Source organism: Micromonospora sp. NBRC 101691 (assembly GCF_030269285.1).
GTDB classification, from domain to species: domain Bacteria; phylum Actinomycetota; class Actinomycetes; order Mycobacteriales; family Micromonosporaceae; genus Micromonospora; species Micromonospora echinospora.
In genome coordinates this window covers 16,858-43,517 of record NZ_BSTB01000023.1, presented here as the reverse complement: position 1 = coordinate 43,517, position 26,660 = coordinate 16,858, and the positions used below count along the sequence as shown (strand labels likewise).

The 26,660-nt window shown below is 70.8% G+C and carries 21 protein-coding genes; 9 read left to right on the top strand and 12 right to left on the bottom strand.

The genetic code is table 11. The annotated features are described in order from the left end of the window. Window positions 1–8: 8 nt before the first annotated feature. Window positions 9–869, top strand: coding sequence for a bifunctional 5,10-methylenetetrahydrofolate dehydrogenase/5,10-methenyltetrahydrofolate cyclohydrolase (locus QSK20_RS27470; RefSeq protein ID WP_285791511.1), 861 nt, complete (start codon window positions 9–11; stop codon window positions 867–869). A gap of 27 nt (window positions 870–896) precedes the next feature. Here QSK20_RS27470 and QSK20_RS27465 read toward each other — a convergent pair whose 3' ends face one another. Next, on the bottom strand, window positions 897–4,865 hold the full coding sequence (locus QSK20_RS27465) for a replicative DNA helicase (protein WP_502889048.1): 3,969 nt from the start codon (window positions 4,863–4,865) through the stop codon (window positions 897–899). A gap of 1,526 nt (window positions 4,866–6,391) precedes the next feature. Here QSK20_RS27465 and QSK20_RS27460 point away from each other — a divergent pair. Further along, on the top strand, window positions 6,392–6,790 hold the full coding sequence (locus tag QSK20_RS27460) for a hypothetical protein (RefSeq protein ID WP_285791509.1): 399 nt from the start codon (window positions 6,392–6,394) through the stop codon (window positions 6,788–6,790). Between the two features lie 89 nt (window positions 6,791–6,879). Here QSK20_RS27460 and rplI read toward each other — a convergent pair whose 3' ends face one another. The 4 genes from rplI to rpsF form a co-directional block, all read right to left on the bottom strand. Then, the gene (gene rplI, locus QSK20_RS27455) at window positions 6,880–7,329 is read right to left on the bottom strand and encodes a 50S ribosomal protein L9 (protein ID WP_285791508.1); all 450 of its coding nucleotides are present in this window, start codon (window positions 7,327–7,329) and stop codon (window positions 6,880–6,882) included. 14 nt (window positions 7,330–7,343) lie between these two features. After that, on the bottom strand, window positions 7,344–7,583 hold the full coding sequence (gene rpsR, locus QSK20_RS27450; protein WP_013289355.1) for a 30S ribosomal protein S18: 240 nt from the start codon (window positions 7,581–7,583) through the stop codon (window positions 7,344–7,346). 41 nt (window positions 7,584–7,624) lie between these two features. Then, window positions 7,625–8,137 carry a single-stranded DNA-binding protein gene (locus QSK20_RS27445; protein ID WP_502889041.1) on the bottom strand — a complete coding sequence of 171 codons (513 nt, stop codon included), beginning with the start codon at window positions 8,135–8,137 and terminating at the stop codon, window positions 7,625–7,627. Window positions 8,138–8,233: 96 nt separating this feature from the next. Beyond that, entirely contained in the window at window positions 8,234–8,524 is a 291-nt protein-coding gene (gene rpsF, locus QSK20_RS27440; protein WP_088981398.1) for a 30S ribosomal protein S6, read from the bottom strand. A gap of 640 nt (window positions 8,525–9,164) precedes the next feature. Here rpsF and QSK20_RS27435 point away from each other — a divergent pair. Continuing rightward, window positions 9,165–9,950, top strand: a complete 786-nt coding sequence (locus tag QSK20_RS27435; RefSeq protein ID WP_285791506.1) for a deoxyribonuclease IV — start codon at window positions 9,165–9,167, stop codon at window positions 9,948–9,950. Then, window positions 9,947–12,181 carry a hypothetical protein gene (locus QSK20_RS27430; protein ID WP_285791505.1) on the top strand — a complete coding sequence of 745 codons (2,235 nt, stop codon included), beginning with the start codon at window positions 9,947–9,949 and terminating at the stop codon, window positions 12,179–12,181. Before QSK20_RS27435 ends, QSK20_RS27430 begins: the two co-directional genes overlap by 4 nt. A gap of 101 nt (window positions 12,182–12,282) precedes the next feature. Here the strand turns inward: QSK20_RS27430 and QSK20_RS27425 are convergent, their stop codons facing one another. Continuing rightward, the gene (locus tag QSK20_RS27425; protein ID WP_285791504.1) at window positions 12,283–13,794 is read right to left on the bottom strand and encodes a glycosyltransferase family 87 protein; all 1,512 of its coding nucleotides are present in this window, start codon (window positions 13,792–13,794) and stop codon (window positions 12,283–12,285) included. 123 nt (window positions 13,795–13,917) lie between these two features. Continuing rightward, complete coding sequence (locus QSK20_RS27420; protein WP_352232320.1) at window positions 13,918–16,206, bottom strand: transglycosylase domain-containing protein; 2,289 nt, start codon at window positions 16,204–16,206, stop codon at window positions 13,918–13,920. Between QSK20_RS27420 and QSK20_RS32195 the strand changes: the two genes are divergently transcribed. Then, window positions 16,199–16,636: a hypothetical protein gene (locus QSK20_RS32195; RefSeq protein WP_352232319.1), complete on the top strand. Its 438-nt coding sequence runs from the start codon at window positions 16,199–16,201 to the stop codon at window positions 16,634–16,636. The two genes, QSK20_RS27420 and QSK20_RS32195, sit on opposite strands and share 8 nt — an antisense overlap. A 469-nt stretch (window positions 16,637–17,105) precedes the next feature. Here the strand turns inward: QSK20_RS32195 and QSK20_RS27415 are convergent, their stop codons facing one another. Beyond that, entirely contained in the window at window positions 17,106–17,552 is a 447-nt protein-coding gene (locus QSK20_RS27415) for a DUF5318 domain-containing protein (RefSeq protein WP_285791502.1), read from the bottom strand. A gap of 176 nt (window positions 17,553–17,728) precedes the next feature. Here QSK20_RS27415 and QSK20_RS27410 point away from each other — a divergent pair, with 176 nt between their 5' ends. Together QSK20_RS27410 and QSK20_RS27405 are read left to right on the top strand one after the other, a co-directional pair. Next, entirely contained in the window at window positions 17,729–18,370 is a 642-nt protein-coding gene (locus tag QSK20_RS27410) for a PadR family transcriptional regulator (protein ID WP_285791501.1), read from the top strand. 23 nt (window positions 18,371–18,393) lie between these two features. Further along, a complete protein-coding gene (locus QSK20_RS27405; RefSeq protein ID WP_285791500.1) occupies window positions 18,394–19,473 on the top strand; it encodes an inositol-3-phosphate synthase in 1,080 nt (359 codons plus the stop codon). Between the two features lie 73 nt (window positions 19,474–19,546). Here QSK20_RS27405 and QSK20_RS27400 read toward each other — a convergent pair whose 3' ends face one another. From QSK20_RS27400 to QSK20_RS27385, 4 genes are all read right to left on the bottom strand, one after another. Continuing rightward, window positions 19,547–20,131, bottom strand: coding sequence for a TetR/AcrR family transcriptional regulator (locus QSK20_RS27400; protein ID WP_285791499.1), 585 nt, complete (start codon window positions 20,129–20,131; stop codon window positions 19,547–19,549). Beyond that, window positions 20,077–22,533 carry a PEP/pyruvate-binding domain-containing protein gene (locus tag QSK20_RS27395; protein WP_285791580.1) on the bottom strand — a complete coding sequence of 819 codons (2,457 nt, stop codon included), beginning with the start codon at window positions 22,531–22,533 and terminating at the stop codon, window positions 20,077–20,079. Before QSK20_RS27395 ends, QSK20_RS27400 begins: the two co-directional genes overlap by 55 nt. 108 nt (window positions 22,534–22,641) lie before the next feature. Continuing rightward, window positions 22,642–23,118 (bottom strand): methylated-DNA--[protein]-cysteine S-methyltransferase, encoded by a 477-nt coding sequence (locus tag QSK20_RS27390; protein ID WP_285791498.1) that lies wholly within the window; start codon window positions 23,116–23,118, stop codon window positions 22,642–22,644. Window positions 23,119–23,200: 82 nt separating this feature from the next. Continuing rightward, a complete protein-coding gene (locus QSK20_RS27385; protein WP_285791497.1) occupies window positions 23,201–24,517 on the bottom strand; it encodes a hypothetical protein in 1,317 nt (438 codons plus the stop codon). Between the two features lie 85 nt (window positions 24,518–24,602). Between QSK20_RS27385 and QSK20_RS27380 the strand changes: the two genes are divergently transcribed. Next, window positions 24,603–25,115 (top strand): NfeD C-terminal domain-containing protein, encoded by a 513-nt coding sequence (locus QSK20_RS27380; RefSeq protein ID WP_285791496.1) that lies wholly within the window; start codon window positions 24,603–24,605, stop codon window positions 25,113–25,115. A gap of 26 nt (window positions 25,116–25,141) precedes the next feature. Further along, entirely contained in the window at window positions 25,142–26,653 is a 1,512-nt protein-coding gene (locus tag QSK20_RS27375) for a flotillin family protein (RefSeq protein WP_285791495.1), read from the top strand. The last annotated feature ends 7 nt before the right edge of the window (window positions 26,654–26,660 follow it).

Below are 26,660 nucleotides of genomic sequence, written 5' to 3'. Positions count from 1 at the left end.
AGTGCCCCATGGCCCAGACGCCCCCGGCCCGGCTGATGGACGGCCGTGACCTCGCCCGGCGCATCGTCGACACCAGTTCCGCCAGCGCCACCGAGCTGCGGCGGCGCACCGGCACCGCCCCGTGCCTGGCGACCGTGCTGGTCGGCGACGACCCGGCCTCCGCCACCTACGTCCGGATGAAACGCAACCGCTGCGCACAGGCCGGAATCCGCTCCCGCCACGTCGCCCTGCCCGCCTCGACCACCACGGACGAACTCGTCGGGACGATCGCCGCCCTGTCCCGCGACCCCGAGGTGCACGGCATCCTGCTCCAGCACCCGGTCGGGGAGCACATCGACGAACGCACCGCCTTCGAGGCCATCGCCCCGGAGAAGGACGTCGACGGCGTCACCATGCGCTCCTTCGCCGCGATGGGGTTCGGGCTGCCCGGCTTCGTCTCCTGCACGCCCGGCGGCATCCTGCGGCTGCTCGACGAGTACCGGGTCGACCTGGCCGGCAAGCACGCCGTGGTGGTGGGTCGAAGCCCCATCCTGGGTCGACCGGCCGGGCTGCTCCTGCTCGGGCGAAACGCCACGGTCACCTACTGCCACTCCCGTACGGCCGACCTCTCCGCGATCACCCGCGAGGCCGACGTCCTGGTCGCGGCCGTCGGCCGACCGCGCCTGATCACCGGTGCGGACATCAAGCCGGGCGCGGTGGTGGTCGACGCCGGCTACCACCCGGGCAACGTCGGTGACGTCGACTTCGCGTCCGCCCGTGAGCGGGCCAGCCTGATCACCCCGGTTCCGGGCGGGGTCGGACCGATGACCATCGCGGTCCTGCTGGCCCAGACGGTGGAGGCGGCGACACGCCAACTCGGCGTCGGCTGAGGCGGAATCGCAGAACGGGAACGACGGTCAGACGATCGCCATGTCGACGAACCGCGACAGGTGCAGTTGCGCGGCCACGGTAACGGTGTCGGTTGGTCCATTCCGATGCTTGGCAACAATGAAATCCGCCTCCCCGGCCCGGGGCGACTCCTTGTCGTAGTAGTCGTCCCGATGCAGAAGGATGACAACGTCCGCATCCTGCTCGATCGAGTTATGCGTGGCGATTCCGTTGGCGATGAAGTTGTGGGTACCCATCACCGTGGCATCGTAGACGTCCTGGTGACCGATCGATTCGATCGATACGATCTCATCCCAGAAGATGTCATTGGTAGCGTGCAGGTCGAGGTCGGCCGCGTCCAGGACCGCAGCAATCTTCGCCAGTCGCGATCGGCTGGGCGAACGCTTCCAGAGCGCGCTGCCGCAGAATTGGGTCCCGATTGCCGACGCGAACTGACGATGGGTCATTCCGCGCTCGACCAGTAGCTCCCGAACTCGCGTCCACACCTCCGTCGGCACGGTGTCGACATTGGTGTTGCTCTCCATGGATTCCAAGGAGGCGGTCAGATCTGCACAGTTCGCCGACCGCGCCCCGTGCACCCCGATCTCCCGCAGGAACCGGAGCTGATCGTCCCGACCAGAGATGTCGAGCGTGTACTGAGGTCGGTGACGGGCTACCGGAACCGTCTTGAGTCGGCCGCTGATGCCATAACGGAGCAGCAGCCGTGAGATGTCCTCCAGCATCCGCCGGCTGGTCGAACTGAAGTACACCCGGCCACCGCGGCCTGATTTGTTGACACAGACCGACCCGTCGGTCGCCCAAAGATGACGGAGAAAGGTGGTGATCTGTTCCTTGGGCAGTCCGAACACCGGTTGCGGAATGAATTTCTCGTGCGACCGCAGGCCGAACAGACCCAAGGCGTCAAGCCACTCGGCAACTGGATTACGCCGTCCCCTGGCCAGCCGGTACGGCGCCGGCAACCGCAACGTTGCAACCCGAGCGGCTGCGTAGTCGTCGCGGACAGCCGAGATTCCGAAGTGTTTAGCAGCCTCGGCGACCGCCTGAAGATTCAATTCGTCGCAACTGGCGTACCGGATGGGCTGACGACGCACGAACGACCCGTCACCGAGAAGATGCGCCAGCATCACGATCTCGGCTTCCGGCCAGGGGCGGGTGGCTAATGGCGGCGGTATGTGCCGAGGGGCAGCAACACGCGCACCGTTCGTCAACTCACCCAGTGGTACCCAACCGGCGAAGGTAAGGAACGGATGGTTTGCAGTCGCGTCGATCTGTTTGCCGGAGGCGAGAGTCATCCGGAAGATTTCACGGTTTCCACTTGGGAACACATGCGTCATCGTCCGCGGGGTGTAGCGTAGCTTCTCGTCCAGGGCCCACACCGGGATGTCCCGGGCCCCGGCCGCAAGCAGTTCTCCGAGCGTGACCTCGGAGTTGTTGTCCGCTCGCACCACCCGGGTCTCTGCCGTCAGGCAGCCAGACTCACGCAAATCAGATAGTTGTGGCCGCTTGTCGGTGCGCTGCTCGGGACCACGGTTCAGCTGGCTCACCGCGATGACCGGGCACTCGACCTCCTTGGCGAGGAGCTTGAGTCCTCGGGACAGGTCCGCGACCTCCTGCTGCCGGCTCTCCGTGCGCTTCGGCGACGTCATGAGCTGGAGATAGTCCACCACGATCATCTTCAGGTCGTGCCGCTGCTTGAGCCGGCGCGCCTTCGACCTGATCTCCATCAGGTTCATGCTCGGGGTGTCGTCGACGAAGAGCGGGGCCTCGCTGATCTCGCCCATGCAACGGGCCAGCTTGGTCCAGTCGTCGTCCGAGAGCTGCCCGCTGCGCAGCACGTGCAGCGGCACCCGCGCCTCGGCCGAGAGCAGTCGCATGACGATCTCGACCTTGCTCATTTCCAGCGAAAAGATGGCTGCCGCCTGATTCGCGCGAATCGCGGCATTTCGGGCAAAGTCCATGCTTGCCGTGCTGTTGTGGGTCGGAATCATCGCCCGACCAGCCAGGTAGAGATGCTCGGGGTTGTCCACCGTGACGCATCGAACCGGAACGCTCGGCACCGGTCGTACGTCGACGACGAACCGGGACGAGCTGCGGACGTCAGAGGTGGCGGCTCTGCGTGCCATCTGGGCCAGACGCTTCCGCTCCAGCCGGAAGACCAGGTCAGGGGTGGAGAAGTTCAGCGTGTACGCCGTCGAGGACGCCTCGGTGCGGCCACGGACCGTCTTCTCGTTCACCGTGCATCGGTAGCCGAGGCTGACCACCAGCTCGTAGACGTCTCCAGCCAGCCGCTTCGAGGTCGAGGTGTACTGAAGGTTGCCGGCGGGGGCCACCGTGCCGTCGGTGTCCATCAGACCGGCCAGCAACGCTCGACGCTGTGCCTCCGACGCCCGGAGGTACTCCACGGGAATGCGCTTCTCGGTGGCCACTCCGAGCGTGCGGAGAAGCGCCAGGAAGGAGCCGTACCGACGGCGGCACCCGGCACATCGGCGGGTCGCGGGATTCTCTCGCAGGGCGCGGGTGGAGCGATGGCAGTGGTGGCAGGTGCGGTCGGCGGCAGCCTCGGGAAAAGGCAGGTGAATCGAGTAGACCATCCGCCCGCTGGGCCGGACGACGAACCCGTCCCGCTCGACGTGCCGTAGCACCTCGGGGTCGGCGGTCGTGAAGCGACTGGCTCCGGTATGTCCGTCGCCGAGCCAGACACCGAGGGTGTAGGGCGGGATCAACAGATCCCGTTCCGGCAGTTGCAGCGGACCACAGTTCTCGACCGCGTGGTTGAGTCGCCGGTCCGCCGTCCTGGTACGCAGGGTGGCAGCGATCTCAGCAGTGGTCACGACGCCGTCGTGTCGGATCCGGGAGCCGGCGTTGACCGGGCGCTCGGCCCGTTCGAGCAGCCCGGCCAGCAGCGGACCGGCGGGGTAGGCCGGGGCGCTCCAGTTCCGGACCTTGCCCGCCCGGTTCACCGGTCGGGCCATCCGGCCCCGGCTTCCGACCTGCCGTGCCACGGTGTGCACGACGTTTCTGAGTTCCGGGCCCACGTCGGCCAGTACCTGGGAGATGGTGACCAGGCGCTCTGCGTCCCTGCCCACCTGCTCGTACGCCTGGCGCAGATTCGTCAGGGCCGCCTCGGGCCAGTACCGGTTCGAAGTCACCGCCCCTTGGCGGCGGCTGGCCCGGGTCGTGGTCTTCCACAGGTGTTCCGCGTCGGCGACGATCACGCTTCCGTCGGAGAACTCCACCTCGTAGCACGGGCGGTCGTACATGACCTCGAAGGCGGCGGTGATCGTGGTGGGTTTGCCGTCGGCCGCGAGCAGTTGGTCTCCGACCGCGACCTCACCCATCGTGGTCCAGCCGTCGGGCGTCGGCAACGGGGTGTCGAGCGCCAGCGCCTTACCCAGACCCGGCCGGCCAGCCACGATGATCAACTGACCGGGGTGCAGGCCGTTGAGAAGCCGGTCCAGGTCGCTGAAGCCGGTCGGCACGCCGGTCATCACGCCGCCCTGCGCCCCTACCGCCTCGATCTCGTCCAGGGTGGGCTGGAGCATGTCGGCGAGGACGGCGAAGTCCTCGCTGACCCGCTTCTCGGTGACGTCGTAGATGGCCTGTTGGGCGAGGTCGACGACGTCGTCCACGTCGCGGCTGCCGCCGGCGGCGGTGCCGTAGCCGAGCTGGACGATCCTGGTGCCGGCCTCGACCAGCCGGCGGAGCACGGCCCGCTCGGCGACGATCCGGGCGTAGTAGGCGGCGTTCGCCGCGGTGGGCACGCTCGCGATGAGGGTGTGCAGGTAGGGTGCGCCGCCGATCCGGACCAGGTCGCCGGAGTCGGCCAGCGCCGCCGCGACGGTGATCGAGTCGGCCGGCTCGCCGCGGCCGTAGATCTCCAGGATCGTGTCGAAGATGGTGGCGTGGATGGGCCGGTAGAAGTCGTGTGTCTTGAGGATCTCGACGACGTCGGCGATGGCGTCCTTGGACAGCAGCATCCCGCCGAGTACGCACTGCTCGGCGGCGACGTCCTGGGGCGGGGTCTTGTCGAACTGACCGTCCCGCTGGGCTGGAGCGGGTGGCTGCCCGTTGGACCGTGACTCTGTGCGCATGTCGTCGGTGACCGACACCGGCTCCCCCTCCGCTGCGTCGGATCGCGTCCGGCCGGCCACCGGCGTGGCGGCTCGCCGCCGACCGGTCCGGCGATCGGGGGCCATCGTGGGGCCGGTCGGGGGCCAACCATACGGAACCCGAGGTGGAGGGCTCAAGCAACCCGGTGGACAAGCCTCGGGACAACCTGTGGACAGGGGGTCCCTGGGTGTGTGCAGCTTGTGCACAAACTGTGGATAACTTGCGAGTAACACAGATCACTAGGCCCTTGAGCTGCGGAAACTATGCGCACAGCCTGTGGATGAACTTTTTCCCGGCCGATCGGGCCCGGCGTCGTACCGTACTATCTCGGGCATCGGCTCCGCCTGGGGAGCGGATTGCACTTTCGGTTGAGAAGGGTCACGCTCCGGCCGTGAGTAACCGGGACTGGGGGCACGAGGTCCGCTCGCGTGAGCGTGCGCCGTGGTCCCCGTGGGGTGATCCGGCCGAGCCGTATCCACCCTCCTCCGCCGGTCACCCGACGAGCAGCCGGCCCCTGGGCGCCGAGCGTGGCCAGCCGGAGCCGGTCGGCGATCACGTGCCCCGGTGGGCACGGGAGGGGGTCGTTCCGGAATCGGGTGGCGGCCGGCACCGGCACGATGCGCTGGCCCCCGATCACGCCCCGCCCCGGGTCGACCTCGGTTGGCAGGGCGACGCGGCATGGCGTGCCGGAACGACGGGCTGGCGGGAGCCGGCGGAAACCGGAACGACGAGCTGGCGGGGCCCGGCGGGGACCGGAACGACGCCTTGGCAGGGCCCGGCGGGGACCGGGGCGCCGGCCTCCGGTGCCGGCTGGTCGGAGTTCACCCGTGGGCGGCCCGCCGAGCCGTCCGGCTCGCCAGGTTACGTCGGGAGCCGCCGGGCGGATGACGGCCGTGTTCCGGGTCGGACGGGTCTGCCATCGAGCTGGCACCGCCCTCCTCCGTCGCACCGGTCGTGGGCGGAGCCGTCCGGGGTGGAGGATCCGGTCGGGCCGGTGGGACGTCCGGAGGTACCCTGGCCGACCCGGCGGGGCCGGCCCGCGCCGGACGGTGTTCCGCTCCGGGGGGTTGGTCCGGAGCCGCCGGTCCGGGAACGTGGGGTGTGGCACCAACAGCAGGACGGGGGGCCTGCACCGTCGTCGGGTGCCGATGGGTGGGACACCTCGGGGGTGCACGTCTGGGACCGGCCGACGCCTTCGGGGCGTGGGTGGTCGAACGGCGGCGACCGGTGGGCGGAGTTCACCGACACCGGGCAGTGGGAGCTTCCGGGCCCGGTGACGCGACGGCGTCCGGCTCCCGTGCCGTCGGGTGGTGCGGCCCTGTTGCCGTCGCCCGGGCCTGTGCCTGGGCCGTCACGTCGTCCTGCTGCCCGGTCGGGTCGTCCGGGTGGGGCTGTGACGGTGCCGCCGGCCCGCCGGATCGAGGAGGATCTGCTCGATCCGGATCCGAGTGGCGGAATACGGTCCCTGCTCTACACGGTCGCCTGCTACGTGCTGCCGGCGCTGGCGGTCTTCGTCTGGCTGCTCACGTTGAGCGGTCAGGTCCCGGCGGGGTGTGTCACGGACTTCACCGGTGGCGGTTGTGACTCGCCACGGGCCCATGCGATCGACTCGTTCGTTTCCGGGGGGCCCCGGTTCGGGCTGGCACTGGTGACGAGCCTGCTGGTGGCGATGGTGCTGCGACGGATCGGGACCACGTGGCGGACGGCGACGCTGGCGATGGCGTCGTCGGTGGTGGGTGGGGGTCTCTCCACGGTGCTGATCAGCGCGGTCACCGGCGAGCCGATCGGCTGATCCGGCCGGCATCGGTGGTTGTGGACTGCCCGGACGACGCCGAGAGGCCCGCACCGGTCGGTGCGGGCCTCTCGCGGGTGGTGCCGTGGTTACTTGCTCTGCACCACGTTCAGGTCGAACTTGGCCGTGACCTCCGGGTGCAGCTTGATCCGCACCGGGTACGAGCCGAGCGACTTGATGGTGCTGGACAGCTCCAGCCGACGCCGGTCGAGGGTCGGGCCGCCGGCTGCCTTGACGGCGTCGACGATCTCGGCCGGGGTGACCGAGCCGAAGAGCCGTCCGCCGTCGCCGGCGCGGGCCTTCAGGCTGACCTTGAGGCCTTCGAGCTGCGTCTTGACCTCGTTGGCGTGGCCGAGGTCGCGGATCTCGCGGGCCGAGCGGGCCCGCTTGATCACCGTGACCTGCTTCTCCGCACCCTTGGTCCAGGCGATCGCGAAGCCCTGCGGGAGCAGGTAGTTACGGCCGTAGCCGTCCTTGACCTCGATGATGTCGCCCGGGGCACCGAGACCGGACACCTCCTGCGTCAGGATGATCTTCATTTCGGTGCCTCCTCTCAGCGGGTGGTGGCCGTGTACGGCAGGAGCGCCATCTCACGGGCGTTCTTGACCGCACGGGCAATCTGGCGCTGCTGCTGCGAGGTGACGCCGGTCACCCGCCGAGCGCGGATCTTGCCGCGGTCGGAGATGAACTTGCGCAGCAGCGCGGTGTCCTTGTAGTCGATGTAGGTGATCCCGTCCTTGTCGAGCGGGTTCACCTTCTTCTTCGGCTTGCGCAGTGCCGCAGCCTTGGCCATTGCTCGTGCTCCTGGTTTGCGATCGCGGGCGCTCGGCGCCATTAGAACGGGGGCTCCTCGTCGAAGTTTCCGCCGCCCGAACCGCCGCGGGAGGGGGCCGGTGCAGCCGAGGCCCAGGGGTCGTCGAAGTTGCCTCCGCCGCCCTGGCCACCACCGCCACCACCGAAGCCGCCGCCTCCGCCACCGGAGCGGGACATCTTCTGCACCTTCGCCGTGGCGTAGCGCAGCGACGGGCCGATCTCGTCGACCTCAAGCTCGATGACGGTGCGCTTCTCGCCCTCGCGGGTCTCGTACGACCGCTGCCGCAGCCGACCGGACACGATCACCCGACTGCCCCGCTGGAGCGACTCGGCGACGTGCTCGGCGACCTGGCGCCAGACGGTGCACGAGAGGAACAACGGCTCGCCGTCCTTCCACTCGCCGGAGGCCTTGTCCAGGAACCGGGGCGTGGAAGCGACCCGGAACTTGGCGACCGCCGCACCCGAGGGGGTGAAACGCAGCTCAGGGTCATCGGTCAGGTTGCCGATGACCGTGATGGTGGTGTCTCCTGCCATGACCATCTCCTCGCACACTCGTCAGCCGTTACACAGGCTCGCAGAGCCGTATGACAGAGCCGACGAGATCGATCCGGGCGAACCGGGGGTGGACGGTTAGCGCATCTCCGGCCGGATGACCTTGGTGCGCAGCACGGACTCGTTGAGGCGCAGCTGACGGTCCAGCTCGGCCACCGCTGCGGGCGTCGCCTGCAGGTCGATGACGGCGTAGATGCCCTCGGTCTTCTTGCTGATCTCGTACGCGAGGCGCCGGCGGCCCCACACGTCGGTCTTCTCCACCGAGCCACCCGCGGTCCGAATCACGTTCAGGTACGTGTCGAGCGACGGGGCGACGGTGCGCTCCTCGAGGCTGGGGTCGAGGATCACCATGATCTCGTAATGACGCAAGACGTGCTCACCTCCTGTGGGCTAGGCGGCCACGGTCCTTCCGTGGCAGGAGGTCGTGCGTCGTGCCCGATCCGGTCCCGGGGGAACCCGGTCGGCGGCGGGCAACCGGGCAAGGATACCCGGTCCCGACGATCATGCCCGCGACGGCCGGGCGTGCCGCGTGGCGAACCGGAGGACGACCCGGCGGCCGGACCGGAAGGGCCGGAGCGGCCGACGACCGGCGTCGGAGCGCCGGCCGGTCCGCCAACGGAACCAGGGTCCTCTTCCGTTCGTCGCACACGACGGAAGAGGACCCTGATCCACTGGGCCGCGGGGCGTCCCGTCCGCATTCCTTGGGTGGGACCTGGGGAGGAACGACCACACCGATGAGGTTGGACCGGGAGCGCCCCGCGGAGCTATATCGTGTTGTTACCTTACGTTACCGCAGGTCTTGTTACCTGTTGGGGCAAATGACCTGATTGCCTTGCCGAGAATCCGGTCCGACCGGACGCCTCCCGGGTCGTCGACTCCCACCGGATCAACGACCGCTCCGGGTCCGGGTGACGCGGGCCGGCGACGCCCCGGGGACGGTGCGACCCGGGCACGGCGACGCCGCCTTGCCGTCACCCGACGGCGGCGACCGCCACGTAGGCTCGCCTGCATGCGTATCGGAGCCCATGTCGATCCGGCCGACCCGCTCGCGGAGGCGGCGTCCCGAGCCGCCGACGCCGTGCAGTTCTTCCTCTCCGACCCGCAGGGCTGGAAGGCACCGAATCCGAGGGAGGACGCCGACCGCCTGCGCGCCGCGGAGGTCGACGTCTACGTCCACGCGCCGTACGTCGTCAACGTCGCCACGACCAACAACCGGATCCGGATCCCGAGCCGGAAACTGCTGCTCGGGCACGCGACCGGCGCGGCCGGGATCGGCGCAAAGGGCCTGGTCGTGCACGGCGGCCACGTCAACGCGGGCGACGACCTGGCGATCGGCTTCGACAACTGGCGCAAGACCTTCGCGTACGCGGCCGAGAACGGTGGGTTCGGCGTACCGGTTCTGATCGAGAACACCGCTGGCGGGGACAACGCCTGTGCCCGGCGACTCGACGCGCTGGCCCGGCTCTGGGACGCGGTGGGCGAGTACGACGTCGGGTTCTGCCTGGACACCTGCCATGCCCATGCCGGCGGGGAGGAGCTGCTCGACCTGGTGGACCGGGTCAAGGCGGTGACCGGCCGGATCGACCTGATCCACGCCAACAACTCCAAGGACGCCTTCAACTCCGGGCGGGACCGGCACGACAACCTGGCCGGCGGCACCATCGACCCGGAACTGCTCGTGGCGGTCATCCGGGCGGCCGGCGCGCCGGTGATCGTGGAGACTCCGGGCGGGGCCGACGGGCAGGGCACCGACATCGCCTTCCTCCGGGAGCACCTGGGCGGGACGACAGCATGAGCAGTGGGACGTCCGACACGACGCGGACCGGCCCCGGCCCGGAAGCCGACGGCGACCGGACCGCGACCGGGGCACCCGCCCCGGACCCGGAGACCGCTGCCCAGCCGGTGAACGCCGGGCAGCCGAGCGATGCCGTGCGCCCGGACGTCCCGGCGAGGCGGGGGAAGACCGGGAAGGCAGAGGTCGCCGAGGAGCCGAAGGCCACCGGTCCGGACTCCGCCCCGGCCCCGACTTCCGGGGACGCCCCGGCCTCGAAGGCCGTTGACGACGGCGAGAAGACCGAGGACGACGACCGGGCCGAGAACGGCAAGAAGGCCAAGGACGGCAGCAAGACCGAGGACGACGAGAGCGCCAAGGACAACAGCAAGACCGAGGACGGCAAGAAGACCGAGGACAGCGGCACGACGAAGGACGGCAAGGACGCTCCGGAAGGTGCCGACAGCGACGCTGAGCCGGCGGACCCCTGGCAGGCGTTCGGACCGGCCCCGGTCACCGTGCCGGGCCGAGTCAGGCGGGCGACCCGCGCGGTCGGTCGGTTCCTGGTCCACGAGTGGACGCTGGCGACCCTCGGCTCGCTCGTGCTGGCCGTCCTGCTGACCTGGCCGACGCTGCGCTACCCGCTCTACACGCTCCCGCAGGACTTCTACGACCCGGCGCTCCAGGCCTGGCAGATCGCCTGGTCGGGGCACATCCTGCTGACCGACCCGGCCCAGTTGTGGCAGGCGAACACCTTCTACCCGGAGTCGTGGAGCTTCGCCTTCTCCGACACCCTCCTCGGGTACGCCCCGGCGGGCATGATCGGCACCGGTCCCGAGGCCGCCATGCTCCGGTACAACATCCTCTTCGTGCTCGCGCACGCGCTGGCCACGCTGGGGGCGTACGCGCTGGCCCGGCAGCTCGGTGCGGGCCGGATCGGCGCGGCGGTGGCCGGGGTGAGCTACGCCTACGCCCCGTGGCTGCTGGCCCAGGCCGGTCACCTGCACGTCATCTCCAACGGCGGCATCCCGTTGGCGCTGGCGATGCTGGCCCGCGGGCACGGCTGGTCGCTGCGGTACGGCTACCGTCCGAAGCGGCGGCACGCCGGGTGGGCGCTGGCCGGTTGGCTGGTCGCCGCCTGGCAGCTCAGTCTCGGCTTCGGCATCGGCCTGCCGTTCGCGTACGTGCTGGCCGGGGTGGTGCTGGTCGCCACGCTCACCTGGTACCTGCGGCGGTACTGGATCCGCCCGGTCCGGCACCCGTTCGGCGCCCGGCTGCTGATCACCGACGTGGTCGGGGGCCTGGTCTTCGCCGCGACCGGCGTGCTGCTGTCCATCCCGTACTTCACGGTGGCGGAGCAGCACCCGAACGCGCGGCGCAGCATCGCCGACATCGACATCTACTCGCCGCCGGCTGTCGGCTTCCTCACCGCGCCGGCCGAGTCACGGATCTGGGGTGGCCTGCACGAAGGCGCGCGGGCGGCACTGCCCTGGCACCCGGAGATGACGCTGCTGCCGGGCTTCGTGCTCTACGCGCTCGCCCTCGGTGGGCTGTTCTTCTCGGTGTGGCGGCTGCGCCACCGGCTGCTGCTGCTCGTCGGCGTGCTGGTCAGCATGGTGCTGGCGATGGGCACCCGGTTCTTCGGCGGCACCTTCACCTACGTTCCGCTCGTCGAACACGTGCCCGGCTGGGACGGCATCCGGACACCGGGTCGACTGATGCTCTGGACCACCCTGCTGCTCGGGCTGCTCGCCGCCGGCACGCTCACCGCCTTCGCCATGCGGGTACGCGAGATCGCGGCCCAGCGGGTCCCGGCCTGGCCCGGTCCCTGGCTGCGGACGGCGACCCTGCTGCCGCTGCTGCTGGTCGTGGTGGAGGGGCTGAACGCCACGCCGCACCCGGTGGTGCCGCCCCAGCCGGCGGCGATGCGCACCGTGCAGGGGCCGGTGCTGGTGCTGCCGAGCGGGCAGAACCTGGACCAGCCGGTGATGCTCTGGACGACCACCAGATTCCAGGACGTGGTCAACGGCGGCAGCGGCTTCACCCCGGCGAAGCTGGCCGAGACCCGGGAGGCGACGCAGAGCTTCCCGGACCCGGCCAGCATCGACCACCTGCGGCGGCTCGGGGTGCGGACCGTGGTCGTCCCGCGTGGGCAGGCGGCCGGTACCCCGTTCGAGCTCGCCGTCGAGATGCCGGTCGACGCGCTCGGCATCCGCCGGGAGGAGATCGGCGACGCGGTGGTCTACCACCTCTGAGGAGCCGCCCCGGGGCCACCGCCACCGGGGAACGCGCACCTGCCGGTCGCTCGCGGCGGGCCGTCGCCTCCGAGGAGGCCGAGGCCCGCCGCTCCGGCCGGTCAGGTCGCGGCCGCGCCGACCGGTTCCGGCTCCGGTGCCGCCGACCGCTGCCGCCAGCGGGTGTACCAGGGGGCGTCCGGTGCTCCGTCGAGCAGCCCGCCGTCCGGGTCGTCGGGGTAGGTGGCCCGGACCGGGTCGCGTTCGGGGTGCAGGACGTCCCGCACGATCAGCACGCAGAGCAGCACCACCGTGGCCAGACGGAGCGTCGAGGCCAGCACGAACACGCCCTCCGGGATGACCGGCCGGCTGGTCGCCGAGCCGAGCAGCTCGCCGTAGAACGCGGCGAAGTAGCCGACCTCGGCGATCTGCCAGGCGAGGAACGCTCCCCAGCGCGGTCGGGCCAGCACCGCCAAGGGCAGCAGCCAGAGCACGAACTGCTGGGACCAGACCTTGCTGAAGATCAGGAAGGCGGCGACCACCAGGAAGGCGAGCTGGGCCAGGCGGGGACGGCGCGGGGCGAGCAACGCCAGCGCGGCCACCCCGAGGCAGGCCAGCCCGAAGAGGGCGTACGAGAGGTAGTTGAGCGTCGGGATGTTGACGTTCAACCACTCGAACGGCCCCTGTTCCGTCGGGCTGCCCGGGTTGATCTTCCCGTCGAGGTACCGGCCGATGTACCAGAGCGTGCCCCAGTCGATCGGTCGGGTGCTGTTCAGCTCGAAGAAGCGGTCCCAGTTCTCCCGGTACGGCACGGCCGCCGGCAGGTTCACCGCGACCACGGTGAGTGCCGCCGTACCGAAGGCGGTGAGCGCGGCGCGCACCTTGCCGGCGCGCAGGGCGAGCACCAGGATCGGGCCGAGGACGAACAGCGGCCACATCTTGGCCGCGCCGGCCAGGCCGAGCAGGACCCCGGCCAGCGCCGGCCGGCTCCGGGCCCAGGCCAGCAGGCCCAGCGCGCCGAGGCCGATGGCGAGCAGGTCCCAGTTGACGGTGGCGGTGAGCAGCAGGGCCGGGGCGAGGGCGAAGAGCGCGGCGTCCCAGGGTCGTCGGCGGCGCAGGGCGAGGATGACGGCGACCGTGACGACCGCCAGCGCGCCGAGCACCAGCACGTTCAGGTTGTAGAACCACATGCCCTGGTTGATGCCGGGGTCGTCCACCCCGAGGGCGTGCACCGGCAGGCCGAGCACCCCCATGAAGTATCCGGTCAGCACCGGGTACTCGACCGGGTGGTCCCGGTAGGGGACCTTGCCCTCGTTGAGCCCCTCGGCGTAGTAGAGGGCGAGCACGTCGGTGTAGCAGAACCGGGTGTACTGGACGTTGTTCTGCCAGGCCCCGTCCTGGCAGGGCGACTTCTGCACCCAGTGCAGGGCCAGGGTGAGGCAGGTCAGGGCGAGCACGATGCGTACCGCTGTCCAGAAGCGTCGCTCCGACCCGGCGGGCCGGTCCAGGGCGGCGGCGTGGTCACCGAGCGGGCCGCCGATGAGCTGGGATGCGCCCCGGACGAACCCGTCGGACCGGGACGGATGGTCGCTGCGCTCAGCGTCGTCGATGCCAGCGGTCGGCTGCGTGCTCATAACCAGGCATCCTGCCGTACCCGAGGGCTCCGCGTCCCGCCCGTCGGGGACCTTGTCCCGACGGGCGGAAAACGCGCACGGCGGCCGGACGAGGTCCGACCGCCGTGCGCGGGTGTGCTGTTCTCAGTCGTCGTCGCTGTACCGGGGTGGTGGCGACACCTGGTCACCGCCACCACCACCGCCCGGACCGGTCGGGCTGCCAGGTCCGGTTGGGCTGCCAGGTCCACCTGGCCCACCCGGTCCACCTGGCCCACCCGGTCCACCCGGCCCGCCCGGGATGCCGCAGAGCGGGTTCAGCGGGTCGTTGCAGGGCGGGTTCTGGCCGGGCTGCGGGGTGGTCGGCGGCGGCGGGGGCGGCGGCTCGACGCCGTTGCCCTTGTCCTGGTCGCCGATGCCGGTGACGTCCGGGATGGACCTCTTGTCCGCGCCCTTGAGCGCGGCGTTCATGTACCGCTCCCAGATCGCGCCGGGGAGGCCGCTACCGCCGACGTCGTTGCCGTTCTTGTCGCGGATCTGCGGTTTCTTGGAGTCCTCGCTGCCGACCCAGACGGCGGTGGCCAGGTCCGGCGTGTAGCCGACCATCCAGGCGTGCGCGTTGTCCTTCTTGTCGTACTCCCAGGTACCGGTCTTGCCGGCCGCCGAGCGACCGTCGTCGAGCCCCCGGTTGTTCTTGCCCGGGATCTCCTTGAGCACCGCGCTGACCTCGCGGGCGACCTCGCGCTTGATGAGCTGCTGGCCGCCGCCCTTGTTCAGCTTCTCACCGGTACCGGGGACCTTCTCCCACTTGCCGGTCTCCTCGTTCTGCTTCTCGACCGAGATCACGAAGTGGGCCTTGTTGTACTTGCCCTCGTTGGCGAGCGTGGCCAGGCCGTTGGCGTGGTCGAGCACGGTCACCGGGTACTGGCCGTAGCCGACCACGTGGTAGAAGGGGTCCGGGGCGACCTCCGCCGCCTTCTCCTTGGTCAGGTCGATCGGCTTCGGCGGGTTGTCGGAGGTGGTCCACATCGTGGTGATGCCGGCGCGGCGCGCGATGTCGACGATCTTGTCCGGGCCGATCTCGGTGCTGACGTGGTAGAAGGGCACGTTGTACGACTCGACGGTCGACTCCTGGAGCGTGCACCACCGGTTGCAGCGTCCGTTGGCGCTGACGTCCCGGCCCGCGTTCTGCACCTCGTTGGCGAAGCCCTCCGGCTTGAACGGCTTGGCGTCCCAGTGCGACTTCACCGAGATGCCGGCGTCCAGCGCGGCGGCCAGGGTGTAGACCTTGAACGACGAGCCCGGGGGGTGCCCGCCGGTCAGGTTTCCACCGATCGTGTTCTTGCCGGCGTAGTCGAACCCGGTGCCGTCGTCACCGCCGTAGTAGGCGAGCACCCGGCCGGTCTTCGGGTCGATCGAGACGGCGGCGGCCATCAGGTTCTGGGGCTGGTCGGCGAGCACCGAGCCCTTGGCGCCCTGCCGGATGACCGCCTCCATCGCGTTCTGCTTCTTGCTGTCGATGGTGGTCTTGATCCGGTAGCCCTCGGAGCGGAGCAGGGCGGCGCAGGTCGGCTTCTCGCTGACCGGCTCGGCGGTGTCGGTGCAGAGCCCCCACTGCGCCAACTCCTGGCGGACGTAGTTGACCACGTTGCCCTTGGGCGTCTTGACGCTGAAGTTGGCCTGCTTGACCTTGGGGAGAGTCGGGTAGGCGGCCGGCTTCTGGGCCGCGTCCAGCCAGCCCTTCTCCACCATGCCGTCGATGACGTAGGTCCACCGCTCCTGGGCGGCCTGCGGGTTGATCGCCGGGTCGTAGCCCTTGTGGGTGGCGCTCGGCTCGGGCTGCTTGATCACCGAGGCGAGCACCGCCCCCTCCGCCGGGGTCAGCTTGCTGACCGACTTGCCGAAGTACGTCTGCGCCGCCGCCTCGATGCCGTACGCGTTCCGGCCGAAGTAGATCGTGTTCAGGTAGTGCTGCATGATCGTCGGCTTGTCGTACTTCTCGTTGAGCTTGGAGGCGAGGATCGCCTCCTTGACCTTCCGGGCGTACGTGTCGTCCTTCAGGCTCTCGTAGGCGTTGCGGGCGTACTGCTGGGTGATGGTCGAGGCGCCCTGCTTGTCGCCGCCGCTGAAGTTGTTCCAGGCGGCCCGGGCGATGCCCTTGTAGTCGACGCCGGAGTGCTCGTAGAAGTTGCGGTCCTCGGCGGCGGCGACAGCCTTCTGGACGTGATCCGGGATGTCCTTGATGGTGACGAACTGGCGGTTCTCGTTGCCGAGCCGCGCCACCACGGTCTTCATGTCGGAGGTGTAGACGGTGGTGGCCAGCGGCATCGGCAGCTGGTCCGGCACCGGCACGTTGGTCGAGTAGTAGGTGAAACCGACCACGCCGCCACCGGCGAGCATGACCAGGACCGCGAAGCTGGCGATCAGGATGTTCACCCGCTTGCGCCGCTTCGCCTGTCGCCGGGCGTCCGGGTCCTGGTTGCGGCTGCGGCTACGACGACCGGGTCCGGTCGGACCGCCCGGGCCGCCGACGTCGGAACCGGGGCCGCCGGGCGGGGAGACGCTGGCCCGGGCGACGGTCGCCCGGCCCGCCATCCCACCGGCCGCCGCGCCCCCCACGGCGGCGGAGCCGACCGAGGCGCGACCACTGGGGCCGCCCACCGACGCGCGGCCCGCCGAGGCGGGGCTGACCGGACGCGCCGAGCCGACCGAGGCCCGGCCGCTGGAGCCGTTCCCCACCGGGGCCCGCCCCGCCGGGGCGCCGCCGGTCGCCGGGGGAACCGGCACCGACGCCCGCCCGGAGCCGGCCCGGCCGACCGAGGCCGAGCCGGACGGGGGCGGGCTGATCGGCGGGGCCATACCGTGACGCGGCACGGACGCACCACCGCGCGCCACGGAGGCGGAGCCGGACACCGGCGCCGAGCCGGGCACCGAGGCGCGTCCACCCCGGCCGGCCGCCCGCGGTGTCGGGGTGGCCCGGCCGGTGGGTGTCGCGCCGTCGTGCCCGGAAGACCATCCGGTTCCCCGGTCCTCCGCGCCGGGACGGCGGTACACGTCGTCCGCCCCCGGCCCGGGGTCACCGTTCGGACCCGGAATCCGGGCCCGCCCATGCGGGGAACTGGGATCGCCGTACGAGTTCATTCTTCACACCCTGCCGGTCGCGGTGGGACGCGAGTACGCCACCACCGGGTTGCCGTGAGCTGTGCCACGCGGTCTCCGCGCCCGAGCACGTCGGGACGTGAGCCGCGGTATCTGCGCCGACCGGGGCGGGCCGGCTGGCTGGCCGCCGTTCGCCCCGCTCGTCGTCGTTGTCGGCGGCCGCCGAGGCACGGAGTTCACCGTTGCGCCTCTCGCCTCCGTCGCGCGGTCGGCGCGCCGACCGCGTCCTGTTCCTGCCCGTCGTCCACGCCCGCGACCAGACCGTCCCGACCGAGCAGGAACTGCTCGACGAGATGGTTCCAGTCACAGCCGAGGCACACCTCCACCACGAAGACCTGGAACTCACGCAGAGTCATCGCCAGGACGGGGAGCTCGGCCCGGGTGCGCGCCTGGCCGGCGGACTGCTTCAGTTCGTCCCCGTAAATGTAGTGGACGTGGGTCAGGTTCTCCCGTCGGCAGATCGGACACCGTTGGTCGGTCGGTTCGCCATGGAACCGGGCCGCGTTCTTCAGGTACGGCGACGCGTCGCAGACGTCGTACGTGCCGACCCGGCCGGAGAGGACCTCACGCAGCACCGCCCGCTTCTGGAGCGAGTAGTCGACCACCTGGCGCTGCGTACGCATGCGGCAAAGGGTACGCGCTCCAGCCGGACGGAGCGACAACGCTCACGTTCGGTAGCGACACGAATCCGCTACCGGGGTTTGCCCCGATGAGGGCGACCCGCTAAGTTGCGATGTATCGGTCCGATACATCGCGTCGACCACCCGGTCCGCGGCCACGGGGACAGAGAGGATGGCCCGTGCTCGAGTTCGCCATCCTCGGCCTGTTGCAGGAGTCCCCGATGCACGGCTACGAGCTCCGCAAGGAGCTCACCGCCAAGCTGGGCGCGATCCGGGCGGCCATCAGCTACGGCTCGCTCTATCCCACGCTGCGCCGGCTCCAGGCGGCGGGATGGATCACCGAGGCCGACGAGACACCGGCGACCGCCGAGGAGGTTCCCGCGCTGACCAGCCGACGCGGTCGGGTGGTCTACAAGATCACCGCAGAGGGCAAGGAACGCTTCGCCCAGCTGATCGCCCAGGCCGGTCCGGAGACCTACGACGACACTGGCTTCGGCGTGCACTTCGCGTTCTTCGCCCGCACCGACCAGGCCACCCGCCTGCGGATCCTGGAAGGTCGGCGACGCAAGATCGAGGAGCGCCGCGAGGGTCTGCGCGACGTGCTGGCCCGGGCGGCCGAGCGCCTCGACGCGTACACCCTGGAACTTCAGCGCCACGGCCTGGACGCCTGTGAGCGCGAGGTCCGCTGGCTGGAGGAGCTCATCGCCAACGAGCGCTCCGGCCGGGCCCCGACCGCCCCCGGCAGTGGGACGGCCGACGGCCGACGAGAAGACACCAACCCGCCTCCGCCTGGAGAGTCCAGGAAAGAAGAGCGGCCGTGATGAGGAAGAAGGAGGCAGACGCTATGGGCTCCGTCCGCGTCGCCATCGTCGGTGTGGGTAACTGCGCCTCGTCCCTGGTACAGGGCGTGGAGTACTACCGGAACGCCGACCCGAACGATCGCGTCCCGGGTCTCATGCACGTCACCTTCGGCGACTACCACGTCTCTGACGTGCAGTTCGTCGCGGCGTTCGACGTGGACGCCAAGAAGGTGGGCATGGACCTCGCCGAGGCGATCGTGGCCAGCGAGAACAACACGATCAAGCTGTGCGACGTGCCGCCGACCGGCATCACCGTGCAGCGCGGCCCGACCTTCGACGGCCTGGGCCAGTACTACCGCGAGATCGTCGAGGAGTCCGACGCCACGCCGGTCGACGTGGCGCAGGCGCTGCGTGACGCGCAGGTCGACGTCGTCGTCTCCTACCTGCCGGTCGGCTCCGAGCAGGCCGACAAGTTCTACGCCCAGGCGGCAATCGACGCCGGCTGCGCCTTCGTGAACGCCCTGCCGGTCTTCATCGCCTCCGACCCCGAGTGGGCCAAGAAGTTCGAGGACGCGGGCCTGCCGATCGTCGGTGACGACATCAAGAGCCAGGTCGGCGCGACCATCGTGCACCGGGCGCTGGCGAAGCTGTTCGAGGACCGGGGTGTCGAGCTGCTGCGCACGTACCAGCTCAACTTCGGCGGCAACATGGACTTCATGAACATGCTGGAGCGCAACCGCCTGGTCTCGAAGAAGATCTCGAAGACCCAGTCGGTCACCTCCCAGGTGCCGCACGAGATGGCCAAGAGCGACGTGCACATCGGCCCGTCCGACCACGTGCCGTGGCTCGACGACCGCAAGTGGGCGTACATCCGCCTGGAGGGCCGTTCCTTCGGCGACACCCCGCTGAACGCGGAACTGAAGCTGGAGGTGTGGGACTCGCCGAACTCGGCCGGTGTCATCATCGACGCCGTCCGCGCCGCGAAGATCGCGCTGGACCGGAAGATCGGCGGCCCGATCCTGTCGGCCTCGTCTTACTTCATGAAGTCCCCGCCGGTGCAGTACGCCGACCACGACGCGCACGCCGCCGTCGAGGCGTTCATCGCCGGCGAGGTCGAGCGCTGACGCGCTGACCACCGCACACCGTCGAGGGCCGGGTCCGCACGGACCCGGCCCTCGGGTCTGTCCACAGGACCGGTCAGTCCTCCTGCGGCAACGGGGCGAAGAGCAGGTCGAGGTGGGCGTCCAACACGTTCATGGCCTGCTCACCGGTGTAGTGGCCGCCCAGCAGGTAGACACCGAGCCCCTCCATCAACGCCAACAGGCCGGCAGCGGCCTCGGCGGCGGTCGGGCCGGGCAGGACGCCGGCCAGGAAGCCGACCATCTGCGCGGTGTCCTCGCGCAGGCTGGCGGCGACCGCCGGGCGTACCGCGGTGTAGGCGAGGAACGCCAGGGCGACCCGTCCGTCGTCGCGCGTCTGCGCGTCGAGGGGCAGCAGCGCCGCGATCATCGTCCGCAGCAGCAGCCGTGGGGGCGGATCGTCGCCGAGCCGGGCCACCGCGGCGGTGACCCGGACCTGGTTGCGCTCGCGGACGACGTCCAGGGCGAACGCCATCATCTCGTCCTTGGTACGGAAGTAGTGCTGCACCATTCCCGCCGAGACACCGGCCTCGGCCGCCACGTGACGCAGGCTGACCGCCTCCAGGCCACGATCAGCGGCGACCCGCATCAACGCGTCCGCGATGAGCGAGCGTCGCTCCTGGTGGTCGACCTTCCTGGGCACGCCGACGATGCTTCCACAGTGACGGTTCCGGCCGCACCGTCCACCGTGACGATCTGCCCGGTGGCGATCCTCCGGGTGGCGTCGGGCACGCAGATGACGGCGGGAATGCCGTACTCGCGGGCCACGGTGGGGCCGTGGGCCATGACCGCGCCGGTCTCGGTGACCAGTGCGCCGGCGGTGAGGAAGAGCGGGGTCCAGCCGGGGTCGGTGGTCGCGGTCACCAGGATCTCGCCGGGTTCGACGTGCGCGGTGCCGGGATCGTGGACGACCCGGGCGGGTCCCGTCACCCGGCCGGCCGCCGCGCCCACACCGGTGAGCGCGCCGTCGACCGGAGCCGCCGGCAGGACGGTCTCGACGTCGGTGCCGTCGGAGAGCAGCGCCACGGGTACGTGCCGGCGGGCCGTCTCCCTCCGGTGCACCGCCCGGCGGACGGCGACCGTGTCCCGGTGGTCGTCGCCGTGGTGGACGGCGCCGTGCGCCTCGTCGAGGGTCAGGTACATGATGTCGTCGGGTTGGTCCAGCAGTCCGCCGCTGGTCAGGCCGACGCCGACGAGCAGCAGTTGTCGTCGCATCTCGCGCAGCTGGTAGAGGCCGGCGAACTTGCCCGCCTCCCGTAGGCCGGCCAGCGACCGCGCCCGCCGGAGCAGGAAGCCGGCGATCCGGCCGCGCACCGGCCGGCGGCGACGGGCCCGGGTGACGAGTTCCCGCAGGGTGTCCTCGGCGGTCGTGGCGGCGCGGGCGAACCGTCGGTCGGGCGCCTGCTCCGGATCGGTGACCCGCAGCAGGTTGGCGATCATGGCGAAGACCGGTGCCGGATCCTCGTCCCAGCGCGGCACGCCGAGGTCGACCTCGGCCACCCCGCGGTGACCGTAGGAGTCCAGGAAGGCCGCGAGCCCGATGTCCGGGAGCGTCCCCCGCAGGTACCGCCCGGCCAGTTCGGCGGGGGGCGTGTCGAGCAGCAGCCGGCGGTGTTCACCGGCGTTCTGGGCGAGCCGCCACAGCGCCAGGTTCATCTCGATGGTGACGTTGTGCGGCATCCCGCCCATCACGGCGTGGATCTCGTCGGGACCGGCGATGCCCTTGAGGAGTTGGGCGGGCAGCGCGGCGGCGAGCATGCCGGCCGCGATCGGCCAGACGAGGTCGTCCGGGCTCTCGTCCGTCTCCTGCGCCCGTACGAAGCGCAGCCGCTCGGCGGTGGTCGTCAGGTCGGCGGGCGGGACGGAGTCGAGCCGTAGCCGCTCGACGGCGTCGAACAGCCGGGTCCGCGCCGCGTCGGGCCGGGCCAGCGCCCGGAGGATCCCGGCGACCGCCCGCCCGGCCGTCCGCAGCGAGGCGCCCTTGGCTCCGCGTACGGGGCGCGTCCCGTCCCCGGCCGGGTCGAAACGCGGGTCGGTCAGCACGTGCCGCATGACCGCCTGGGCCCGTGGTCCGAAGTCCACCGCCAGCAGTCTGACCAGTTGCCGGCGTCCGGACCTGTTGCGGGCCATGTCCGTCAGGTCGCCGTAGAGCCGTCCCCCGATGTCGACGATGTCGGCCCGGACACCGAGCGGGGCGAGCATCGCCGCCACCAGTGCTTTCAGGGTCGACATCCCCATCGGGGTGACCGGTTGCCGCATCCCCTGCACGTGACCGAACTCCAGGTAGACCCGGGGCAGGGGTTTGTCGGTGGGCGGGGGCGGGGGGAACAGCGTGGTGATCGGCCGGGACTGCACCAGCCACAGAAGGCCCTGCGGGTCGACGACCCACTCCACGTCCTGGGGGCAGCCGAAGTGCTCCTGGAGCCGCTCACCCGTCGCCCGCAGCTCCGTCAGCCGCGCCGCCGTCAGGCATCCCGCCTCCTGCGGTTCCGACCCGTCGAGCACGTGGTGGTCCACCGCGCCGGTGCCGTCCACCACGGCGGTGCCGGGACCGGGCGCGGCGTCGACCACCATCTCGGTACGGCAGCCGCTCACCGGGTTGGCGGTGAACAACACCCCCGCCACCTCGGCGGGGACCATCCGTTGCACGACGACGGCCATCCGTACCGCCCGACCGTCGACGTCCCGGGCGTCGCGGTAGGCGACGGCCCGGTCGCCGTGCAGCGAGTCCCAGCACCGGGCGACCGCGGCGGTCACCTCGGCGGTGCCGGTGACGTCGAGGACGGTGTCGTGCTGCCCGGCGAAGCTCGCCTCCGGCAGGTCCTCGGCGGTCGCGCTGGACCGTACGGCCACCGGGCCCGCACCGAGCCGCTGGTAAGCGTCGGCGATCTCCGTCTCCGGGACGACGCCGAGCCGGTGTGCCTCGGTGGTGACGCAGAAGCCGTCCGGCACCCGTTCGCCCCGCCGGATCAACTCGCCCAGACCGACCGCCTTACCACCCACGAGGTCGAGGAGGTCGGCGGTCGCCTCGGACAACGGGATCACCTGCACGCCTGACCTCCGAGCCTTTGCAATACGACTGTATTGCAACGACCGTAGCCGGTTGGCGGTACGACTGCAACGTGAAAACGGGGTGCCGGGCCGCGGAACGGGTCAGGACCAGGCACGCTGGAGCGCCACCCGGGCCTCCAACTCCAACAGGTGCACCTTGCGGGGGAGGCCGCCCCCGAAACCGACAAGCTTCCCGCCCGCGCCGACGATCCGGTGGCACGGCACGATCACCGGGAGCGGGTTCCGGTTGCAGGCCACCCCGACCGCCCGCGCCGCACCGGCGTCGCCGACCGCCTTCGCCACCTCGCCGTAGGTGACCGTCTCCCCGTACGGGATGTGGGTCATCTCCCGCCAGACCGCCCGCTCGAACTCCGAGCCGCGCCGCGCGACCACCGGCACGGTGAACTCGACGAGTTCTCCCGCGAAGTACGCGTCCAGCTCCGCCACGGTCCGCCGGGACAGCTCGTCGCGGGGCGGGCCGGCCGACTCCATACGCCCGAAGTGCACGCCGCAGACCGCCGTGTCGTCCACGGCCACGGAGAGTTCACCGATCGGGGTGTCGAGCACGGTCCAGCGCATGACCCCGATTGTCCTGCTCGTGCCGACGGCGGTGACCCCGGGTTCCGGCCGTGACCCGGGGGCCACGGCCGGAAGCGGTCGGTCAGGACATCTCGGCGAGCGGTACGGCGAAGACCACCCGCTTGTCGATGACGGCGGCGGTGTACGGGTCCACGTAGTGCTCGGTGGCCGTCCAGATCTTGCCGGGTCCCATGCTGGAACCGCTGCCGCTGTGCTCGTGGTAAAGGTCCTCGGGGCCGATCGCCCAGCTCCACCGGTCCATGGTCACGTCCTTCGGGCCGCTGTACATGAAGCTGTGCTTCTCCGCCGACGACCGGCCCAGGTAGTACGTGCCGGCCCAGGTCTGCACCCCCTGCACGTTTGACTTCGGGCTGGTCACCGCATCGGTCGGAACCACCTCGCCACCGGTGAGGACGAGTTGCCGCGTCGAGGCGTCCACCGGGTAGCGGACCACCCGGCCGCCGGCCACGTTCAGGTTCGCGGTGTCGACGCCGCTGCGGTACTCGCCGACGACCAGGGTGTCCGGGCTCGTGCTGCGGTCCAGGGTCAGCGACGAGAAGCACAGCGACGAGGTGGCCGGTACGCAGCTCGTCTGGATGTTGGCCTGCCGGTAGATCCCGACCTGCGGCAGCACGTACGAGTAGCCGTGGCCCTTGTACACGCCGCCGTGCAGGCCGACCTTGTCGCCGTCGGCGGCGTCCACCCAGAGGAACTTCCGCATGTCGAAGACGCGGATGCCGTCCTCGGTGTCGGTGACGTACAGGTAGTTGCCGAGCCAGGCGATCCCACCGGCGTGGATGCCGACCGCCCGGTAGTTCGGCGTGCTGGTCTTCGTCGGCTCGACCAGCAGCACGTGCCGGTACTCGCCGGTGGCCCGGTTCACCACCGAGATCCGGGCCCCCTTGTCGTACGAGGTGCCGGCGGTGGTGGCGGAGTAGTGCCAGGCCACCACCATCACCTGGTGGGCGCCCCAGAGGTGGTCGTCGTCGGCGTCCGAGGAGCCCGTGACGCCCTGCGGCAGCCAGTGTCGGGTCGTGCTGTCCTCGGTGTTCCAGCAGAACCGGTCGGAGGAGCTGATGATGTCCTGCGGCGCGAGCGGGATGTCGGTGCGGTCGTAGTACTGCGGCTGGGCGGCGAGCTGGCTGCTGTTGCAGGAGTTGGTCTGGCGGTTGGCGGTCTCCAGCACGGTGGCGACGTTGTCCGCGCCGATCGTGCCGGCCAGCGCGTCGGCGTAGCCGGTGAGGCTGAAGTCCGGGGTGAGGGTGAACGCGGCGGCGTCCCGGGTGGTGACCTGGGTCAGCCGGGGGTCGTCGGCGGCGACGGCCGGTCCGGGCAGCGTCACCGGGGCGATGACGGCCACGAGCAGACCGAGGACGAGGGCTTTCAGTCGAGGACGCATAGATCATGATTATTGCGGGTGACCCGGGAACGGTGTGTCCGGTCGGTCACCCGGTGGGGTTGCCCCTGGTGGCTAGCGTGCGGGTGTGGCCACCGGAACGCTCGTCTTCCTCGTCATCGGCGCGGTGAGCGTCGTGGTGCTGGCGTTCGCCCTGCTCGGCGGGGAACTGCGGCACGTCGTCCACCCCAACGTCGACGGACCGGTCTCCCTGGAGGTCGTGGCCGGCTTCACCGGTGCCCTGGGTTTCGGCGGGGCCATCGCCAACGAGCTGATCGGCGCCGACAGCCCTGCCATGATCGCCGGGGCGGCCGGCGTGGGCGTCCTCGCCGCCGTACCCGCCGCGTGGTTCGCGGCCCGGCTCGGTCGCGCCGCCCGGACCATGCACACCGATCCGACCCCCACCCGCGACCATCTCGTCGGCGCGCTCGGCGTGGTCGTCACCCCGATCCCCACCACCGGTTACGGCGAGGTCCGGGTACGCCTCGCCGGGCAGCCGGTGAAGCTCAACGCCCGCGCCGACCGGCCGCTGGCCGCCGGCATCCAGGTCTTCGTCGTGGAGAGCCTCAGCGAGACCAGCGTGCACGTCGAGCCGTACTGAACCTTCCCGCAGAAAGACGGACCCACATGCCCCTCCTCATCGCCATCGGCGGAGCGGTACTACTCCTTCTCATCCTGGTCATGTTCGTGCTGTCCCGGATCAAGGTGGCCGGGCCGAACGAGGCGTTCATCGTCACCGGCCGCAAGGGCCGGACCACCCACACCGCCGACGGCGGCCGGTCCACCGACATGTCCGGGCAGAAGGTCGTCCTCGGCGCCTCGGTCTTCGTCCTGCCGGTGGTGCAGAAGCTCCAGTCCCTCGACCTCTCCAGCCGACGGATCGACGTCGGCATCAAGGGCGCGGTGAGCAAGCAGGGCATCCGCACCGACCTGCACGGCGTCGCCATCGTCAAGGTGGGCGGCACCGAGGACGCGATCCGGGCCGCCGCCCAGCGGTTCCTGCACCAGCAGGACGAGATCGAGGACTTCACCCGCGAGGTGCTGGCCGGCGCACTGCGCTCGATCGTCGGCCGGCTCACCGTCGAGGAGGTCATCCGGGACCGGGCGGCCTTCGCCAGCGCGGTCGCCGAGGAGGCCGAGCACTCGATGACCAACCAGGGCCTGGTGCTGGACACCTTCCAGCTCCAGGACATCCTCGCCGAGGGGTCGTACCTCCAGGACCTGGGTCGGCCGGAGGCCGCGCGGGTGCTCAAGGACGCGTCCATCGCCGAGGCGCGGGCCCGGCAGCAGGCCGAGCAGGAGCGGCTGCTCGCCGAGGAGGTGATCGCCGAGGCGAACCGGAACCTGGCGTTGAAGCAGGCCGGCATCCAGGCCGAGATCGACGCGGCGAAGGCGAAGTCGGCGGCGGCCGGTCCGCTCGCCCAGGCCGAGCGGGACCAGGCGATCCTCACCGAGCAGCAGAAGGTGGCCGAGCGCAACGCCGAGCTGAAGCAGCGCCAGCTCGACACCGAGGTCCGCAAGCCGGCCGACGCGGCCCGGTACAAGGTCGAGCAGGAGGCCGAGGCGGCGCGCAACGCGGCGGTGCTGAACGCCGACGCGCAGCGGCAGGCCACCATCGCCGCCGCCCAGGCCGCCGCCGAGCAGGCCCGACTGACCGGTGAGGGCGAGCGGGCCCGCCGGGCCGCGCTGGCCGAGGCGAACGCGATCGAGGGCGCCAAGGAGGGTGAGGCCGAGCAGCGCCGGCGTTCGGCGATCGCCGAGGCGGTCGAGCGGGAGGGTCGCGCCGAGGCCGAGGCAATCCTGGCCAAGGGACAGGCCGAGGCCGAGGCGATGGCCCGCAAGGCCGAGGCGTTCGCCGCGTACGGCGAGGCGGCCGTGCTGGACCTGCTGGTCCGGGTGCTGCCGCAGGTGGTCGAGGCGGCCAGCGCCCCGATCGGCGCGATCGACAAGATGACCGTCATCTCCACCGACGGCGCGTCGTCGCTGACCAAGTCGGTGGCTGGGAACGTCGCCCAGGGACTCCAGCTCGGCACCGACCTGACCGGCATCGACCTGGCCGGTCTGCTCGCCCGCCTCGGCGCGGGCCGGACCGAGGGCACGGCCCCGGTGACGACCACGGCGGTCGAGGCCGGCAAGTAACCACAGC